General features: G+C 71.1%; 14 protein-coding genes. 7 read left to right on the top strand and 7 right to left on the bottom strand.

Going from position 1 to position 18,397, the window contains the following annotated elements; all coding sequences use genetic code 11:
• Window positions 1-44: 44 nt before the first annotated feature.
• From ACSYGO_RS34245 to ACSYGO_RS34235, 3 genes are all read left to right on the top strand, one after another.
• Window positions 45-671, top strand: coding sequence for a DUF3000 domain-containing protein (locus tag ACSYGO_RS34245; protein WP_426681511.1), 627 nt, complete (start codon window positions 45-47; stop codon window positions 669-671).
• 427 nt (window positions 672-1,098) lie between these two features.
• Window positions 1,099-1,761 (top strand): response regulator transcription factor, encoded by a 663-nt coding sequence (locus ACSYGO_RS34240; RefSeq protein WP_019073943.1) that lies wholly within the window; start codon window positions 1,099-1,101, stop codon window positions 1,759-1,761.
• Between the two features lie 135 nt (window positions 1,762-1,896).
• Window positions 1,897-3,180 (top strand): HRDC domain-containing protein, encoded by a 1,284-nt coding sequence (locus ACSYGO_RS34235; protein ID WP_426681488.1) that lies wholly within the window; start codon window positions 1,897-1,899, stop codon window positions 3,178-3,180.
• An 84-nt stretch (window positions 3,181-3,264) separates the two neighbouring features.
• On the opposite strand, the gene ACSYGO_RS34230 is transcribed toward ACSYGO_RS34235, so the two are convergent.
• Genes ACSYGO_RS34230 through ACSYGO_RS34220 form a run of 3 tightly spaced genes read right to left on the bottom strand, consistent with a single transcriptional unit; the run spans window position 3,265 to window position 6,409 of the window.
• Complete coding sequence (locus ACSYGO_RS34230; RefSeq protein WP_460388856.1) at window positions 3,265-4,119, bottom strand: carbohydrate ABC transporter permease; 855 nt, start codon at window positions 4,117-4,119, stop codon at window positions 3,265-3,267.
• Window positions 4,116-5,087, bottom strand: a complete 972-nt coding sequence (locus ACSYGO_RS34225; protein WP_460388854.1) for a carbohydrate ABC transporter permease — start codon at window positions 5,085-5,087, stop codon at window positions 4,116-4,118. The genes ACSYGO_RS34230 and ACSYGO_RS34225 overlap by 4 nt, the downstream gene beginning before the upstream one ends.
• Window positions 5,087-6,409 (bottom strand): ABC transporter substrate-binding protein, encoded by a 1,323-nt coding sequence (locus ACSYGO_RS34220; RefSeq protein ID WP_460388852.1) that lies wholly within the window; start codon window positions 6,407-6,409, stop codon window positions 5,087-5,089. Before ACSYGO_RS34220 ends, ACSYGO_RS34225 begins: the two co-directional genes overlap by 1 nt.
• A gap of 144 nt (window positions 6,410-6,553) precedes the next feature.
• Between ACSYGO_RS34220 and ACSYGO_RS34215 the strand changes: the two genes are divergently transcribed.
• The 4 genes from ACSYGO_RS34215 to ACSYGO_RS34200 all read left to right on the top strand — a co-directional run bounded on the left by ACSYGO_RS34215 (window position 6,554) and on the right by ACSYGO_RS34200 (window position 13,453).
• Window positions 6,554-8,932: a glycoside hydrolase family 2 protein gene (locus ACSYGO_RS34215; protein ID WP_432176298.1), complete on the top strand. Its 2,379-nt coding sequence runs from the start codon at window positions 6,554-6,556 to the stop codon at window positions 8,930-8,932.
• Window positions 8,929-9,978, top strand: a complete 1,050-nt coding sequence (locus ACSYGO_RS34210) for a LacI family DNA-binding transcriptional regulator (RefSeq protein ID WP_432176299.1) — start codon at window positions 8,929-8,931, stop codon at window positions 9,976-9,978. Before ACSYGO_RS34215 ends, ACSYGO_RS34210 begins: the two co-directional genes overlap by 4 nt.
• 125 nt (window positions 9,979-10,103) lie before the next feature.
• On the top strand, window positions 10,104-11,330 hold the full coding sequence (locus tag ACSYGO_RS34205) for a thiolase family protein (RefSeq protein WP_345648464.1): 1,227 nt from the start codon (window positions 10,104-10,106) through the stop codon (window positions 11,328-11,330).
• On the top strand, window positions 11,327-13,453 hold the full coding sequence (locus ACSYGO_RS34200; protein ID WP_426681483.1) for a 3-hydroxyacyl-CoA dehydrogenase NAD-binding domain-containing protein: 2,127 nt from the start codon (window positions 11,327-11,329) through the stop codon (window positions 13,451-13,453). The genes ACSYGO_RS34205 and ACSYGO_RS34200 overlap by 4 nt, the downstream gene beginning before the upstream one ends.
• 523 nt (window positions 13,454-13,976) lie before the next feature.
• Here ACSYGO_RS34200 and ACSYGO_RS34195 read toward each other — a convergent pair.
• The 4 genes from ACSYGO_RS34195 to pgsB all read right to left on the bottom strand — a co-directional run bounded on the left by ACSYGO_RS34195 (window position 13,977) and on the right by pgsB (window position 18,392).
• On the bottom strand, window positions 13,977-14,993 hold the full coding sequence (locus ACSYGO_RS34195) for a PLL family lectin (protein WP_460388850.1): 1,017 nt from the start codon (window positions 14,991-14,993) through the stop codon (window positions 13,977-13,979).
• A gap of 61 nt (window positions 14,994-15,054) precedes the next feature.
• Entirely contained in the window at window positions 15,055-16,116 is a 1,062-nt protein-coding gene (locus ACSYGO_RS34190) for an NlpC/P60 family protein (protein ID WP_359495819.1), read from the bottom strand.
• A 36-nt stretch (window positions 16,117-16,152) separates the two neighbouring features.
• Window positions 16,153-16,635, bottom strand: coding sequence for a poly-gamma-glutamate biosynthesis protein PgsC/CapC (locus ACSYGO_RS34185; RefSeq protein ID WP_028802192.1), 483 nt, complete (start codon window positions 16,633-16,635; stop codon window positions 16,153-16,155).
• On the bottom strand, window positions 16,632-18,392 hold the full coding sequence (pgsB, locus tag ACSYGO_RS34180) for a poly-gamma-glutamate synthase PgsB (RefSeq protein WP_460388848.1): 1,761 nt from the start codon (window positions 18,390-18,392) through the stop codon (window positions 16,632-16,634). Before pgsB ends, ACSYGO_RS34185 begins: the two co-directional genes overlap by 4 nt.
• Window positions 18,393-18,397: the final 5 nt, after the last annotated feature.

The raw sequence follows: 18,397 nt of genomic DNA, 5'->3' as shown, positions 1-18,397 counted from the left end.
GCATGGCTGCGGCTCAGGGACGACTGTCGGACGGCGCTGGCGGAATGGACGACGCGAAGGAGGGGGACCGTGATGCGGTGGAGACGGCTCCCTTGCCCTTCCGGGCGGCCGTCGACGCGCTGAGGGCCGCGCGACTGCGGCCGGAGATCGAGATCGACCCGACGCGTCCCCCGCAGCGGCTGGCTCCGCACGCGTACGCGCTGGAGGCCGCGGTCGTCGCGGACGACGAGGACCTCGCGGACGGCCGGCTCGTCCTGCTGCACGACCCCGCCGGGCACGACGCCTGGCAGGGCTCCTTCCGTCTGGTGACCCTGATCCGCGCGGAGCTGGAGCCGGAGATGGCCGCCGATCCGCTGCTTCCCGACGTGTGCTGGTCGTGGCTGACCGGCGCGCTCCAGGCACGCGGCCTGTCGTACGGCGAACCGAGCGGCACGGTCACGCGTGCGAGCTCTCACTACTTCGGCGGCCTCGGTGAGCGCCCCGCCGCCTCGCAGATCGAGATCCGCGCCTCGTGGACGCCCCGCGAGGGACTGGCGGGCGTCCCGGACACGGCGGCGCACCTCGCGGCGTGGTGCGACCTGCTGTGCCAGGTCGCCGGACTCCCGCCGGCCGGGCCGGGCGACGGGTCGATCGTCACCCTTCCGCAGCGCCGGGGCCCGCAGTCCCGCTGAGTGCGGCCACCTCCGCCCCGCCGTGAGCCGTCGCACCTCGGCCAGGCGGGGCGGGCTCCGCAGCCGTGCCACTCTTCGGGGCGGCTCCGTCACGCCTCACCTCCGGAGTGGTCCGTACCGGTGCCGTCAGCGGTGACCTTGCCCTCCGGGCCTCGGCCGGGCACGCCGACGCGCCCGTCTCTCACCGCACGCTTACCGGTTCTTTGTCGATACGGCCACTTTCGGCCGTGATTTGACGCGGATCGACTCGGTTCGATCTTCGGATGATCGATCGCGTGTCCGAATTGCACGGATTGTTACTCACCAAATCGTGATCATTCTCTAAAGGACGAGGGGTTTGGTGCCGAAGACGTCTGTGACCTTGAAAGCACGGTTCGTCCCGGCTCCATCCCCAGAGCCGGTCCCGTCCCGAACCCCAGGAGGCCTGGTGTCCGTTCTCCTCGAGCAGCCCGCAAGCCTGGTCGCCTACCGCCCCAACAAGCCGACCGCCATGGTGGTCGTGGCCGACCCCCGGGTCCGCTCCACCGTCACCCGCCACCTGTGGGCGCTCGGAGTGCGCGACGTCATCGAGGCGTCGTCCGTCGCGGAGGCCCGTCCCCGAATCGGCAACCCGCGTGACATCTGCGTCGCCGACGTCCATCTTCCCGACGGCAGCGGGCTCACCCTGCTGTCCGAGACCCGAGCCGCGGGCTGGCCCAACGGCCTCGCCCTTTCCGCCGCCGACGACATCGGCGCCGTACGCAATGCCCTGGCGGGCGGCGTCAAGGGCTATGTCGTCACCGGCACCCGAACAAACGTCGGGCTCCCCACCCGGCCCGGCGCCGCACCGATCGGCTCGGCCGCCGCCCGTATGCACCGCCGCCCCCCGGGTGCCCCGAGCCACCCGGGCGGCTACCGCGAACTGTCCGGACGAGAGGTCGAGGTCCTTCGGCTGGTCGCGGAGGGCCAGTCGAACAAGGCCATCGGCGTCTCCATGGGCCTGTCCGCGCTGACCGTCAAGAGCCACCTCGCCCGCATCGCCCGCAAGCTCGGCACGGGCGACCGCGCCGGGATGGTGGCGGTCGCGTTGCGCACCGGCATCATCCACTGAACCCCGCCCCGCCCCCGACCGTCCCCCGCCCGTGAACCTGATGTTTCACTGACCTGACTGGTTTACGACCCCCAGACGCCCGTCGACGGAACGTTCCGTCGGCGGGCGTTGTCCATACACAGATACCCTTGACAGGTGACCGACGCCCAAGAGACCGCAGCAGACAGCTCACTGCGAACCACCGGAGGCGCCCCTCCGGACGACGTCGAATCGGCGCCGATCCCTTTGCTTGAGCCCCGAGACGGCATTCCGCCCGTGATCGCCGACGACGCCTCGCTCGCGCAGGTGATCGCCGCCTTCGCCGCCGGATCCGGCCCCGTCGCCGTCGACGCCGAACGCGCGTCCGGGTACCGATACGGCCAGCGCGCCTATCTGGTGCAGCTGCGCCGCGAGGGCGCCGGGACCGCGCTGATCGACCCCGTCGCGTGCCCCGATCTGTCCGGCCTCGGCGAGGCGATCTCCGGCGTGGAGTGGGTGCTGCACGCAGCCACCCAGGACCTGCCCTGTCTGCGCGAGATAGGCATGGTCCCCACCCGCATCTTCGACACCGAGCTGGCCGGCCGGCTCGCCGGGTTCCCCCGGGTGGGCCTCGGCGCCATGGTCGAGAGCGTGCTCGGTTTCGTCCTGGAGAAGGGACACTCCGCCGTCGACTGGTCGACCCGCCCGCTGCCCGAGCCCTGGCTGCGCTACGCCGCGCTCGACGTGGAGCTGCTCGTCGATCTGCGCGACGCCCTGGAGAAGGAGCTCGACCGGCAGGGCAAGCTGGAGTGGGCCCAGCAGGAGTTCGACGCCATCGCGCAGGCCGAGCCCGCCCCGCCGCGCAAGGACCCCTGGCGCCGTACGTCGGGGATGCACAAGGTGCGCCGCCGCCGGCAGATGGCGGTCGTACGGGAGCTGTGGGAGGCCCGGGACCGCGTCGCCCAGCGCCGGGACGTCTCGCCCGGCAAGGTCCTCGGGGACGCGGCGATCGTCGAGGCGGCGCTGGGCCTGCCCGCCAACGTGCACGCCCTCGCCGCGCTGAACGGCTTCGGACACCGCATGGGGCGCCGCCAGCTGGAGCAGTGGCAGGCCGCGGTCGACCGCGCGAAGGCCCTGCCGGAAGCCGAGCTGCCGCAGCCGGGCCAGCCGGTGACCGGCCCCCCGCCGCCGCGCGCCTGGGCCGACAAGGACCCCGCCGCCGCCGCGCGGCTGTCCGCGGCCCGCGCCGCGGTGTCCGCGCTGGCCGAGGAGCTCGGCATGCCGCAGGAGAACCTGATCACGCCGGACACGGTGCGCCGGGTGTGCTGGGAGCCGCCCGGGGCGCCGGACACGGCGTCCGTGGCCACCGCGCTGACCGGATACGGGGCGCGGCCCTGGCAGGTCGAGCAGGTCGCCCCGGTGCTGGTGACGGCGCTTTCGGCGAAGGCCCCCAAGGGCTGACGACCGCAGGGGCCGAGGCGCCCCGGCCCCGGGGACGTCCGGGGCCCCGGGTGGCCGGGCCGCGGACGGCGGCCCGGCCCGTGCTCATTTCGTCGCCCCCCGGGTGAAGCCGTTGTAGATGAAGCGCTGCAGGAACAGGAAGACGATCAAGGTCGGCAGGATGACGAGCACCGCGCCGGCCGAGATCGTCTCCCAGTGCGCCCCGAACGGCCCCTTGAAGCGGAACAGCGACGTCGAGATCACGCCAAGATCCTCGGACGGCATGTAGAGGAAGGGGAGGTAGAAGTCGTTGTAGACGGTGATCCCCTTCACGATCACGACCGTGGCGACGGCGGGCCTGAGCAGCGGCAGGATGATCCTCCAGTAGATCGTGAAGGCGTTGGCGCCGTCGAGGCGCGCGGCCTCGTCCAGGGAGACGGGGATGGACCGGACGAACTGCAGGAAGATGTAGATCGACACGATGTCCGTCCCCATGTAGAGCACGATCGGTGCCCAGCGGGTGTCGAACAGGCCGAAACGGTCGACGATCTGGAAGGTCGCGACCTGTGTCGTGACGCCCGGTACGAGCGTGGCGATCAGGAAGAGCGCGACGACCAGCTTCTTGAAGCGGAACGTGAAGCGGTCGATCGCGTACGCCGCCATCGAGCCGATGATCACCGTGCCGGTGACGGAGAAGAGCAGGATGAAGGCCGTGTTGCCGAACGCCGCCGGCATCCCGCCGTCCCGGAACGCCGTCACGTAGTTGTGGAAGTTCAGGAAGTCGTCGGGCAGCGCGAGCGCGCCGCTGCCGTCCGCCATCTCCTTCGAGGACTTGAGGGAGGTGAGCAGGACGACGGCGAGCGGGAGCAGCACGACGACGGAGGCGACGGCGAGCGACAGGTACGTGAGGGTGCGGGCGGCCCGGCGACGGCGCGCGGGCGTCGTGCCCGGCAGTGTCATACGAGATCCACCTTGTCGTCCGGGACGAGGCGACGCTGCACCCACGTCACCGCCAGGATGATGAGCAGCAGCACGACCGCGGCCGCCGACGCGAGGCCCGTCTTGTTGAACTGGAAGGCCAGCTTCACGGTCTGGATCACGAAGGTCTCCGTGCCGGTCGCGCCGCCGGTCATGATGAACGGCACGTCGAACGCCGACAACGAGCCGGAGACGGAGAGGATCACGGAGAGGCTGAGGACGGGTTTGATGCCGGGCAGGACGATGTACCGGAACTGGTGCCATCGATGGGCGCCGTCCAGCTCGGACGCCTCGTACAGCTCGCCCGGGATCGACTGGATCGCGCCGAGGAACAGCACGAAGTTCAGGCCGGTGTAGCGCCAGACGGAGACCCCGGCCAGGGAGGTGTTGGCGGACACCGAGGTGCCGAGCCAGGCCCGGTCGGAGTGATGTCCGAACAGGCCGAGGACGGAGTCGAGGGTGCCGCCGTCCTGGAAGAAGTAGAGGAAGACGAAGCCGATCGCGACGCCGTTGACGAGGTACGGGAAGAAGAGCACGCCCTTGAAGAAGTTCCGGAAGCGCACGTCGAAGCTCAGGATCGTCGCGAAGTAGAGGGCGACGGCGATCTGCACGACCGAGGCGGCCAGGTAGTAGCCGCTGACGAAGAACACCTGGAACAGCTCGGGCCGGGTGAAGAGTTCGACGTAGTTCTCGGCGCCCGTGTAGTGCAGGTCGGGGCTGACGCCGTCCCAGTCGGTGAAGCTGTACGCGATCATGTTGGCGACGGGCGCGTACGTGAAGGTGATCAGCAGGGCGAGCGGGGCGGCGAGGAAGAGCCAGGGGGTCAGGCCGCGCCACAGGCGTACACCGCGCGGGGCGCGCCCCCGGGCGGCGGGCGGCGGGGCCGTCGCGGGCCGCGCCCCCGTGCCGGGGGCGTCCGTCATCACGGTCCCGGTGTCGTCGCCGTTCATCAGGACCCGGACCCGACGGTCCGGGCCGCCTCGCTCCAGCGCTTGCCGAGGTCTGCGAAGAAGTCGTCGAGGCTGCCCTTCCTGGCGCCGCGGGCGAGGTCGACGAGGTTCTGGCGGTAGTCGGGGGCGTAGATGCCGACCTCGGACTGGTTGTCGATGGCCTTGACGGTGGCTCCGTCGGTGTCGTCGAGTTCGATGAACTTCACGCCCGCGTCCTGGTACGGCTTCAGCACGTCCGGCAGCGGCGCTCCCTTGACCGGGGAGAGGGTCAGGTTGTCGTCCGCGTAGCCCGACCGGTCGGTGAACCAGTCGATCCAGGCGCGGGCGGCCTCCTTGTGGGCGGAGTGGACGTTGACCGCCTGGTTGTAGTCGGGCGCCACCACGGCGCAGAACCTGCCGCCGGCCTGGACGGGGAAGGGCATGAAGCCGATGTCGTCGGGGTCGGTGCCGGCCTGTTCGGCGGCGGCCCGGAACTGCGTGATCGCCCAGGAGCCGAGCCACATGGTGGCGATGTCGCCCTTCGCCAACCGCGGTTTGGAGCCTTCCCAGTTGGTGGTCGTCGGGTCCTTCTCGGCGAGCCCGTCGTGGACGACGTCGTAGAGCAGGGTGTCGGCGACGCGCAGATCGGCGCCCTCGGCCCAGGGGTCGCCGTCGGCGAGGGCGGTGGTCGCCCCGGTGTCGCAGCTCGCGGACCCGTTGGCGGACGTCCAGGACGTGAGCGGCCACTTGTCCTTGAAGTTCGTGTAGTACGGGACGGCCTTCGTCCTGGACTTGATCGCCCGGAGGTCGTCGACGAACGCGGCCGGGGTGGTGGGCCAGTCGGTGATCCCCGCGTCCTTCCAGACCCGTTTGTTGTAGACGAAGCCCGGGGTCACGCCGATCGGGCTCTGTCCGTAGACCTTGCCGCCGACCGTGGTGAAGTCCGTGAAGCGGTACTTCCCGGAGCGCTCGGCGGACGTGCCGAGCGAGGCGAAGAACTTGGGGTAGTCGCCCTTCTTGATCACGGCCGGGATCATGAGGACGTCGCCGTAGTTCTCCGTGTTCATGCGGATCTTGACCTCACCCTCGTAGTCGGTGACGGCCTCGAACTCGACCTCGACCCTCGGGTACGTCTTGTTGAACTCGGCGGCGTACTTCTTCATCGTGCCGTCCTGCACGAGATCGGTCCGCTGGGTGAGGACCTTGATGGTCCCGGACACCTTGGCGGGGTCGTCGGGGACCTTGGCGTCCGCGCCCTTCGACGCGCCTCCGCTCCCCGTGCAGCCCGCGGCCAGCAGTGCGGCGGCGAGCAGTGTTCCGGCGAATGACGTGCGGCGGTTCATCTGCACCAGCTCCGTTCACCTCGGTTGGCTGGTTCGGCACTCTGACAGCCGTCGCTAAACCGGTAAAGTCACTATTCCGCCAACGATTCCGAAATCTTTCGCAGCCACTGGTGTCTACTGCCTCAACCGGTTTAGGGAGTACGCATGCTGGACGTCACACCGCTCACCGAGGGATGGACCCTGCGGCACGAGGGAGCCGCGCTTCCGGCCGCGGTCCCGGGCTGTGTGCACACCGATCTGCTGGCGGCGGGCGTCATCGCGGACCCGTTCCTCGGCCGCAACGAGACCGAGGTGGCGTGGGTGGGCCGGCGGGACTGGACGTACGACGTCGCCCTGCCCGCCACATCCGGCCACGAGCAGACCGACCTCGTCTTCGACGGCCTGGACACCGCCGCACAGATCCGGCTGGACGGACGGCTCCTCGGATCGGTCCGGAACATGCACCGCTCCTACCGCTTCGACGTCACCGGGCTCGGCGGCCCGCTCTCGGTGCACTTCACCTCGGCGTACGGCGCGGCCGAGGCGGTGCGGGACCGGCTCGGCGAGCGGCCGAACGCCTATCCCGAACCCTTCCAGTACCTGCGGAAGATGGCCTGCTCCTTCGGCTGGGACTGGGGGCCGACGCTGGTGACCGCCGGGATCTGGCGCCCGGTGCGGCTGGAGCACTGGTCGACCGCGCGGATCGCCCGGGTACGGCCGCTGGTGACCGTCGAACGGGGCGTCGGACGCGTCGAGCTGGCCGTGGACGTCGAGCGGACCAGGGTCGAGGCAGGCCTCACCGTGGAGGCCCGGTCCGGCGGGGTGCGGGCCTCGGGGACGATCGACGGCACGTCCGGGACGGTCCTGCTGGAGATCCCGGACCCCGAGCTGTGGTGGCCCCGCGGGTACGGTGAACAGCGTTTGTACGACGTCGAGTTGACGTTGAGCGACGCGCACGGCCCGCTCGACGCGTGGCACCGCCGCATCGGCTTCCGCACGCTGGAACTGGACCGCCGCGCCGACGCCCACGGCAGCGGCTTCACCTTCGTCGTCAACGGCGTCCGGCTCTTCGCACGGGGGGTCAACTGGATCCCGGACGACGCCCTCCCGTCCCGGATCACCCGTGAGCGCTACCGGCACAGGCTCCGCCAGGCCGCCGCCGCGGGCGTCGACCTCGTACGCGTGTGGGGCGGCGGCATCTACGAGAGCGAGGACTTCTACGACGCCTGCGACGAGCTGGGGCTGATGGTCTGGCAGGACTTCCCCTTCGCCTGCGCGGCGTACCCCGAGGAACAGCCGCTGCGCGGCGAGGTGGAGGCCGAGGCCCGGGAGAACGTCGTACGGCTGATGCCGCACCCCTCGCTCGTACTGTGGAACGGCAACAACGAGAACCTGTGGGGCTTCAGGGACTGGGACTGGGAACGACGGCTGGCCGGGGACTCGTGGGGCGAGGGGTACTACCTCGGACTGCTGCCACGGGTGGTGGCCGAGCTGGACCCGACGCGGCCGTACGCGGCGGGCAGCCCGTGGTCCGGCTCCTGGGACCACCACCCCAACGACCCGGCGCACGGCACCCACCACTCGTGGGAGGTGTGGAACAGGACGGACTACGCCGACTACCGCCGCCATGTCCCGCGCTTCGTCGCCGAGTTCGGCTGGCAGGCACCGCCCGCCTACGCGACGCTGCGCCGCGCGCTCCCCGGCGAGACGCTCGCCTCCGACTCCCCCGGCATGCTGCACCACCAGAAGGCCGACGACGGGAACGGCAAGCTGGAGCGCGGACTCGCCCGCCACTTCCCGGCGCCCGAGGGCGACTTCGACCGCTGGCACTACCTCAACCAGGTCAACCAGGCCCGTGCGGTGGCCGCCGGGATCGAGCACTGGCGCGCGCACTGGCCGGTGTGCGCCGGGACGGTCCTCTGGCAGCTCAACGACTGCTGGCCGGTGACGTCCTGGGCCGCGATCGACGGCGACGGACGCGCCAAGCCGCTCTACCACGAGCTGCGGCGGCTCTACGCGGACCGGCTCCTGACGCTGCTGCCCCGGCCCGGCGGGCTGGTGCTCGCCGCGGTCAACCAGTCCGCACAGCCCTGGCGGGGCACGCTCAGGCTGCGGCGGATGTCCGTCGAGGGCGTGACGACGGGCGAGACGACGCTCGGCCTCTCCGCCGCCGCGCGCGCTGTCGGCGAGGTTCCCGTACCGCCCGAGCTGCGGCCGGCCGGGCCGAAGGAGTTCCTGGTGGCCGACGCGGACGGGCTGCGGGCCCTGCACTTTCCCGTGCCCGACCGTGAAGTCCCCTACCCGAGGCCCCGGTTCGACGTCACGGTCACGCCGGGCGCGGTGGCCGTGACGGCCCACACCCTCGTCCGGGACCTGCTGCTGCAGGCGGACCGCCTCGACCCGGCCGCCGAGGCCGACACCGGCCTGGTCACGCTGCTTCCCGGCGAACGGGTCACGATCGGCGTACGGGGCTGGGAGACTCTGGACGAGCGGGCCGAGACGGCCGCCCGATCCGCCCTGTACTGCGTGGAGCCGACCCGATGACGACAGTGCCGACCCCCCGCGTCACCATCAAGGACGTCGCGGCGCGCGCCGGGGTGTCCAAGGGCGCGGTCTCCCTCGCCTTCAACCGCAAGCCCGGCCTGTCGGACGCCACCCGCGACCGGATCTTCGCCGCGGCCCGGGAGCTGGGCTGGGCACCGAACCTCACCGCCCGGTCGCTGTCCAGCCAGCGGGTGGACGTGGTCGGACTCGCGATCTGCCGGCCGGCCAAGCAGCTCGGACTCGAACCCTTCTACATGGAGTTCATCTCCGGGGTGGAGGGCGTGCTGACCGAGCGTTCGTGCTCACTGCTGCTGCGTCTCGTACGGAACCTGGAGGAGGAGGTCGGGCTCCAGGAGGCCTGGTGGAAGGGGAAGCAGATCAGCGGGTCGATCCTGGTCGACTTCCGCGCCGACGACCCGAGGGTCGCCGCGGTGGAGCGGCTCGGCATGCCGGCCGTCGCCGTCGGCCATCCGTCGCTGACCGGCTCCCTCACCTCCGTGTGGACCGACGACGCGACCGCCGTCACCGAGGCCGTGCGCTATCTCGCGGCGCTCGGACACCGGCGGATCGCCCGGGTCGGCGGTGCGGCGCCCCTGGGGCACACGACCATCCGTACGGCGGCCTTCGACGAGGCGGCCCGGACGCTGGATCTCGCCGGGTCCTGGCAGGTGGCGACCGACTTCTCGGGCGACGCCGGGGCGCGGGCCACGCGTTCGCTGCTGTCGGCCGCGCCACCGGACCGGCCGACCGCCATCGTGTACGACAACGACATCATGGCGGTGGCCGGGCTCTCCGTCGCCTCCGAGATGGGGCTGAGCGTGCCGGGCGACGTCTCCCTGCTCGCCTGGGACGACTCCCAGCTGTGCCGGCTCACCCATCCGACGCTCTCCGCCATGAGCCACGACGTGCACGGCTTCGGCGCGGACGTGGCGCGGACGTTGTTCGGCGTGATCACCGGCGAGGAGCCCGCGTCGCACCCGGTGCCCACCCCGGTGCTGACGCCGCGGGGATCGACGGCACCGCCCGGGGGCGGCTCGCGGATGTGACCTTCGCCGCTCCCGCCTCCGGGACTGGGCAGCATGGTTACCCGCAAGTAGCATGAGGGGGTGAGCGCGCGCTCAGTCGCGTGCGACGCGCAGCAGTGCCATCCCGCATCTGGAGGAGAGCCATCGTGCCTCGTACCGTCAGGGACGTCGTCTTCGTCGACGGCGTCCGCACCCCGTTCGGCAAGGCGGGCCCGAAGGGCATCTACCACGAGACCCGCGCCGACGACCTCGTCGTGAAGGCCATCCGGGAGCTGCTGCGCCGCAACCCCGGCCTGGACCCCAAGAAGATCGACGAGGTCGCCATCGCCGCGACCACGCAGATCGGTGACCAGGGTCTGACGCTGGGCCGCACCGCCGGGATCCTGGCCGGTCTCCCCCAGTCGGTGCCCGGCTACTCCATCGACCGCATGTGCGCGGGCGCGCTGACCGCCGTCACCACCACCGCGGGCTCCATCGCCTTCGGCGCCTACGACGCCGTCATCGCCGGCGGTGTCGAGCACATGGGCCGCCACCCGATGGGCGAGGGCGTCGACCCGAACCCGCGGTTCGTCAGCGAGAAGCTGGTCGACGAGTCCGCCCTGTTCATGGGCATGACCGCCGAGAACCTGCACGACCGCTACCCCACGATCACCAAGCAGCGCGCCGACGAGTACGCCGTGCGCTCGCAGGAGAAGGCCGCCAAGGCGTACGCCAACGGCAAGATCCAGCAGGACCTGGTGCCGATCTCGGTGCGCAACACCAACGCGGAGGTCGGCGAGACCGGCTGGGGCCTGGTGACCGCCGACGAGCCGATGCGTCCGGGCACCACGCTGGAGAACCTGTCCGGCCTGAAGACCCCGTTCCGCGTCCACGGCCGTGTCACGGCCGGCAACGCGGCCGGTCTCAACGACGGTGCGACCGCCTCGATCATCGCGTCCGAGGACTTCGCCCGAGAGCACAACCTGCCGGTCAAGATGCGCCTCGTCTCGTACGCCTTCGCGGGCGTCGAGCCGGAGGTCATGGGCTACGGCCCGATCCCGGCCACCGAGAAGGCCCTCGCCCAGGGCGGCCTGTCGATCGACGACATCGGCCTCTTCGAGGTCAACGAGGCCTTCGCCGTCCAGGTGCTCGCCTTCCTGGAGCACTACGGCATCGCCGACGACGACGCACGCGTCAACCAGTACGGCGGCGCCATCGCGTTCGGTCACCCGCTGGCCTCCTCCGGCGTGCGTCTGATGACGCAGCTGGCCCGCCAGTTCGAGGAGCAGCCGGAGGTCCGTTACGGCCTCACCACCATGTGCGTCGGCTTCGGCATGGGCGCCACGGTGATCTGGGAGAACCCGCACCACAAGGACGCCGGAGGCGAGAAGTGAGCACCGCTGAACTCCTGAAGGGCGCAGCCGAGCTGTTCCCCGACGAGGTCGTGACGTCCGCGAACGTACGCCACCTCGACCTGCCCTTCGGCGCCGGGCGCTTCGCGCTCATCACGCTGGACAACGGCTTCGACCACACCAAGCCGACCACCTTCGGCCCCGCCTCGCTCGCGAACCTCAACACCGCGATCGACCAGGTCGAGGCGGAGGCCGCGGCCGGCGACATCGTCGGCGTCGGCATCACCGGCAAGCCGTTCATCTTCGCGGTCGGCGCCGACCTCAAGGGCGTCGAGCTGCTGAAGAAGCACGAGGACGCGCTCGCCATCGGCAAGGGCGGCCACGAGGTCTTCAAGCGCCTGTCGGCGCTGGCCGTCCCGACCTTCGCGTACTACAACGGCGCGGCCATGGGCGGCGGTGTCGAGGTCGGTCTGCACTGCACCTACCGCACGGTGTCGAAGGCCCTGCCGGCCTTCTCCCTGCCCGAGGTCTTCCTCGGCCTGGTCCCGGGCTGGGGCGGCTGCACGATCCTGCCGAACCTGATCGGCGCGGACAAGGCCGTCTCGGTGATCATCGAGAACTCGCTCAACCAGAACAAGCAGCTCAAGGGCAAGCAGGTCTTCGAACTGGGCATCGCCGACGCCCTCTTCGAAGGCGCGGACTTCCTGGAGCAGTCGCTGCTGTGGACGGCCTCCGTCCTCAAGGGCGACATCACCGTCGAGCGCCCCGAGATCGACCGCGGCGAGGCCTGGGACCAGGCCGTCGCCAAGGGCCGCTTCATCGCCGACGGCAAGGTCCACGGTGCCGCTCCGGCCGCGTACCGCGCGCTGGACATCATCGCCGCGGCCAAGGACGGTGACCTGCAGAAGGGGTACGACGCCGAGGACGTGGCGCTCGCCGACCTGATCATGGGTGGCGAACTCCGCTCCGGCATCTACGCCTTCAACCTGGTCCAGAAGCGCGGCAAGCGTCCGGCCGGCGCGCCGGACAAGAACCTCGCGCGCCCGGTCACCAAGGTCGGCGTCGTGGGCGCGGGCCTGATGGCCTCGCAGCTCGCCCTGCTCTTCCTGCGCCGCCTCGAGGTGCCCGTCGTCCTGACGGACATCGACCAGGAGCGTGTCGACAAGGGCGTGGGCTACGTCCACGCCGAGATCGACAAGCTGCTCGGCAAGGGCCGCATCAACCAGGACAAGGCGAACCGCCTGAAGGCCCTGGTCTCCGGTGTCCTGGACAAGGCCGAGGGCTTCGCGGACGCGGACTTCATCATTGAGGCCGTCTTCGAGGAGATCGGCGTCAAGCAGCAGGTGTTCGCGGAGGTCGAGGCGGTCGCCCCGGCGCACGCGATCCTCGCCACCAACACCTCCTCGCTGTCGGTCACCGAGATGGCCTCGAAGCTGAAGAACCCCGAGCGGGTCGTCGGCTTCCACTTCTTCAACCCGGTCGCGATCCTCCCCCTGCTGGAGATCGTCCGCGGCGAGCGGACGGACGACGCCTCGCTGGCCACCGCCTTCGCCGTCGCCAAGAAGCTGAAGAAGACCGCGGTCCTCACCAAGGACGCCCCGGCGTTCGTGGTGAACCGCATCCTCACCCGCTTCATGGGCGAGATCCAGAACGTCATCGACGAGGGCACCCCGGTCGAGATCGCCGAGAAGGCCATCGAGCCCCTGGGCCTGCCGATGTCCCCGCTGGTGCTCCTGGAGCTGGTCGGCCCCGCGATCGGCCTGCACGTCTCCGAGACCCTCAACCGGGCCTTCCCGGACCGCTTCACGGTCTCCGAGAACCTCGCGGCCGTCGTCAAGGCGGGCAAGCGCGGCTTCTACGTCTACGACTCCGGCAAGCCGGAGCTCGACCCCGAGGTCGCCGCGCTCCTCAAGCAGGGCGACGTCGTCCTCACCGAGGAGCAGGTCCGCGCCCGTGTCCTCGACGCCGTCGCCCAGGAGATCGGGCTCATGCTCGACGAGGGTGTCGTCGCCGAGGCCCAGGACATCGACCTCTGCCTGATCACCGGTGCCGGCTGGCCCTTCCACCTGGGCGGCATCACGCCGTACCTGGACCGTGAGGGTGTCTCCGAGCGGGTGAACGGCAAGCGGTTCCTGGAGCCGGGAGTCGCCAGCGTTCCCGCGTAGCGCTCTTCCTCGCGCCGGTGCCCCGCACGCCTGTCGGTGTGCGGGGCACCGGTCGTTCTGCCCGCTTCCGGCGTCCTCGGACCTGAGGGCTCCGCCCCCAGACCCCCGGTCGGCCTGGACGGCCTCGTCCTCAAGCGCCGGACGGGCTGGAACGGTTCCGGCGCTTGAGGAGCGCAGGTCCGGCGGCTGCGCCCCCGGGAACTCGGGACGGGCAGGGGCGGAGAGACCGGGCTACGCCGTCCTGGGGGCGGAGAATCTCAGCCCGTCCGGCGTTTGAGGACGAGGCCGTCAGGCCGATCAGGGGTCCGGGAGCCGAGTACCCCAGCCCCTCAGGCGAGTTGAGGAGCGGGGGCCGAGGGCCGGAGTGCCCAGCCCGTCCGGCGACCGAGGAGCGGGGGTCCAGGGCCGGAGTGCCCAGCCCGTCCGGCGTTTGAGGACGAGGCCGTCAGGCCGATCGGGGGTCCGGGGGCGGCGCCCCCGGGAACACGGGACGGGCAGGGGCGGAGGGGGCGAATGGCGGCTGTCAGACCGGGCGCCAGGCCTCCAGGGCCAGGCCCGGTTCGGACTTGCGGCGGGTGAGGAGGAGTTCACCGGAGCCGGGCGCGAGGCTCGCCGCGACCACACGGCCGTCCTCGTCCTCCGCGAGCGAGACGACCGCGTCCCCCGGCAGTGCGGGCCCGGACTCGGCCCACCACGCCCCCGCGGCCTCGTCCTGCGTCGGGTACGCGGCGAAGACGACCCGTCCGCTCGACGACCGCTGGGCGAGCAACGTGCAGTCGTGGCCGTCGAGTTCGCAACGGATCGCCGCCACGGGGCCGGGCCCCGCGCTGGCGAGCACCCGCACCGGTTTCCCGCCCGCCCGCCAGGCGCACAGGTCGCCCGACTCGTCGGTGTAGAAGACGGTAGTGGAGTCGGCGGAGGTCGCGAGCGCGCGGAGTGTGCCGGGGCGGACCGGGGCCTCCAGCGCCTCCTCCAGGACCGGCTGCGCCCCGGGCTCCGGCTGGCTCCAGTGCAGGATGCCGTCCGGCACGGCGGCGTACAGCTCGACCCGGCCGGACTCCCCCGTCACGGCCGCCAGTTCGTCCCGTACGTCATGTCCCCCGAGGTCGCGCCACGGGCCCCAGCCGCCCTTCTCCTTCTGGGCGACCATGCTGACCCCGCCGCCCTTGTTGCGCACGAAGACATGGGCCCGTCCCTGGGCGTCGACCGCGACGGCCGGCGGGCCGGTCCGGCCGCCCGTCCTGTCGGGATGCCCGATCGGGTGCCAGTCGAGGGCGGCGAGACGCGGCTGGTAGTGCGTCGAGTGGACGAGGCCGGACTCGTCGCGGACGGTGGGGCGCCAGGAGACGAGGTGGGTGTAGCCGTCGGCGCCCTGGCCGACGGCGAGCACGGGGTGCAGGCGCTGGTCGCCGCCCACGGTGCGCGGGGGGTCCCAGGGGCCGCCGGGGCCGCGCTCCGCCCGGCAGCGGACGGCGGCCTCCGACAGCAGGTACACACTGAGCCTGCCGTCGCGGCCGCGTATGAGCCAGTCGCCGTTCACCGGTTCACCTTAATCGGGGGCGTGCCGTCCGCGGCGGCCCGCCCCCGTCCGAGTAAGCCGCTCACAGACGCTTGGCGCTGCGGAGCAGTCCCGCGTAGAAGCCGTTGCCGTCGATGCGCGAGGCGCCGCCCTTGTCGCCCATGGTCGGGCCGTTGACCTCCTTGCGGCTGGAGATGAAGACGCGGTGGCCGTCGGTGTCGACGCCGAGGTACAGGGCGACGTGGTCGAGGTGGTTGCCGGTGCGGTGGTCCATCTTGAAGAAGAGGAGGTCGCCGGGCTGGACCACGTCGATGTTCTTGGGGCGCGTGTACCAGGGGGAGGGACCGGAGAGCTTGATGATGTCGACGCCCACCTTGGAGCGGGCCATGCCGTCCGCGCTGCGCGGCAGCCCGTCGCCGATCGTGTTCGTGGCCATCAGCGGGTAGCGGGCCCGGTATCCCCACACCATGCGCATGAAGCCGGAGCAGTCCAGGGCGCGGTAGCGCTCCTTGCGGGCCTGCATCGTGGTGCCGTCACGGAAGGTGTAGTTGATGCCGAGGTAGTCGTAGAAGTCGTTCTGTTCGAGGCGGTCGACGCCGTCCTCCTTGAACGGGCCGAAGACCGCGTCGCCGGCGTAGGGGACGCCCTCGTCGTCCTTCTTCACCGGGGCACCCTGCACGTACTGGAAGGCGAACGCGAAGATGTCGTCCTCCTCGCTGCCGTAGTACTGCTTGAACCAGTCCTTGAACCACTTCTCCTTCTCGGCGCCCTTGCGCCACGCCTCCGGCATCAGCCGTACCCAGTCCTCCGTCACCACCCGGGACTGCGTGTTGGCGGGCTCGGTGAAGGTGCGGGACGGGCCCCTGAGGGTCGCGGTGCGGGCGCCGTCCGTGAAGGTGGCGAGGATCTCGCCGTCCTTGCCGCGCAGCACCGAGCGCGTCGGGTTGTTCAGGCGCTCCCAGGTCTGCTTCCCGGTGGCCTTGCCCGCCGAGTTCTCCAGGTCGGGCTTGTCGGTCACCGACTGCACGGCCGGGACCTTGGCCTCCGCGTCCTTGCGGAGTTCGACGGTGAAGTACGCGCTGCCCGCGAGCAGCGCGAGGACCGTGGCCGCGTGCAGGACGGGGCGGCCTTTGCTCTTCGGCATGGTGAAGGCTCCAGAGTTTCCGAGTGGGCAGCGGGCTCAGGCGGTCGGCATGGCGCCGAGGAGGATTCCGGCGGTCAGCACGACATAGGTGGCGAGGGTGACCGAGCCGGTCGACAGCAGGGTGGCTCCCTTGGGCTGGCGCACGAGCTGGTAGCCGATGAGGCCCGGGACGATGAAGCCCAGGGTCTGGTTGGCGTACAGCAGCGGGAACTCCATCTGGAGCACGATGATCACGGTCGCCTGGATCAGCACGCCGGTGAGCACGACGGCCGCGAAGAGCCGCTTGCCGTAGAGGATCACGACGCGCTGGAGGAGCAGGGTGGTGACGTACGTCAGGACGGTCACGCCGATGACGAGGGCGGCGCGCTGGAGGTCCTCGATGAGGGTGAGCGCGAGCCAGCCCGGGGTGATCATGCCGCCGGGCGAGAGGTTGGTCGTCAGGTAGCAGATCAGCGAGAACATCAGGCCCAGGCCGATGCCGATCGCGGCGATCTCGGGGGTGAGGACGGAGGGGATCAACGGGGCTCTCCTGGGCTGTGCCACTGCTGCTGGTCGTCGGCGGAGGATGCGGGGGGTACCCGGGGCTCGAACAGGCCTCGGGACGGGGGCGGTTCGGCGGGGCCGGGGGACGGTGGCGCGGCGGGGCCCGGCGCGATCGCCGGCCACTGCTCCCTGGTCCGCTCGGGGTAGCCCTGCCGCGGCTGCTCGGGAACGGCGGGGCGCGGGTGCGCCTGCCGGCGGCCCTGGTCCCAGGAGCCCGGTTCGCCCTGCGTGTGGTGCTGGTGGGGCTGGTTGTGGTGGGCCGGGTCCTGCTGCGGGTACGTCCGGGACTGCTGCTGGTGCTGGTGTGTCCGGTCCTGGTGCTGGTGCGTCTGGGCCGGGTACGGGTGCTCGGCGCTGCGCTGCACCGGGACGGCGGCCGTCTGGGGCGCGTACCGCGTCTCGTACGCCTCGGAGTAGGGCTGGTACGGGTCGATGCGCGGGGCGTAGAGCTGCATGGTCTCGACGTGCTCGGGCACGCGTGCGGGCGTCTGCCGTGCGCCGGTTCCGTCGTCGGCGCGCCCGCCGCGCGGGTCGGCGGACTCGTCGGGGGTGTCGTCCGCGGGCAGTTCGGCGAGGTGCTCCAGCAGGTGCTCGCCCTGGCCGTGGATGTTGCCGATGGCCACGAGCGAGGAGTCGGAGCCGAGCCTGCCGATCAGCTGTCCCATGAACTCCTCGGGGTCGCGGCGGTCGCCGCCGAGGTCGACGGCGCGGTCGCGGTAGGCGGCCGGGATCGCGTCGATGGCGCTCTTGGCCGGGTGCCCGATGACGAAGACCTGCTCGGGGTCGAGCTGCGGGATGATCTCGCCCATCTGGCCGTTGCGTTCGACGCGGTCGGGACGGCAGTTGATGACCACGTTGAGCGGTCGGTGGATGGCGCCGAGGTCGAGCAGCTGGTTGATGTTCATCAGCGTCGACTCGGGGTCGTTGGCCGCGAAGACGTTGGCGAAGCGCAGCCGCTTGCCGTCCTCGGTGACATACCGCTCGACGGACAGGACACCGGGGTCCGGCGGCGCGTCGTACATGCCCTGCAGGGCGGTCTGCCGCTCCACGCCGAGGAGTTCGGCGACGGTGAGCGCGATCGCCACGTTCTCCTTGAAGGTGAACCAGCTGAAGCCGCGCAGCTCCTCGTCCGTGACGGAGTCGGGGTCGGCGTAGATCAGCTTGCAGTCGCGGGAGTCGGCCTCCTCCTGGAGGATCGCGAAGCGCTCCTTCTCCGCGGTGATGCAGATGCCGCCCTCCGGCATGGACCGGGACAGCGAGCGGGCCACGTCGTCCAGGGTGGGGCCCATCTCGGCGAGGTGGTCCTCACGGACGTTGCAGAGCACGCCGATGGTGGAGCGGATCAGCTTGGACTGGTTGATCTCCTGGAGGGCCGGCATGACGGCCATGCACTCGATGACCATGGCGTCCGGGTTGTACGCGGCCGCACGCCGGACGATGCCGATCTGCTCGACGACGTTGGCGATGCCGAACTTGCGGTAGACCGGCTCCTCGGTGGCGTCGGGGTGGATGAACCGGGCCGCCGTACCGGTGGTCTTCGCGACCGTGGTCAGCCCGCCGCCGCGCAGCGCGCCCGCGCACAGACGGGTGATGGACGACTTGCCGCGGATGCCGTTGACCAGCACCCGGGTGGGGATGTTGTCCAGGTTGGTGAAGTGCCGCCGCTGCTCGATGACGCCCGCCACGAGCAGGATCACGCAGCACACCAGCAGAACGGTGTAGAGGAAGAGCACCGGTG

The sequence above is a fragment of the Streptomyces krungchingensis genome (assembly GCF_054729265.1).
The sequence above is the reverse complement of the archived record's forward strand: the minus strand, read 5'-3'. Positions and strand labels throughout refer to the sequence as shown.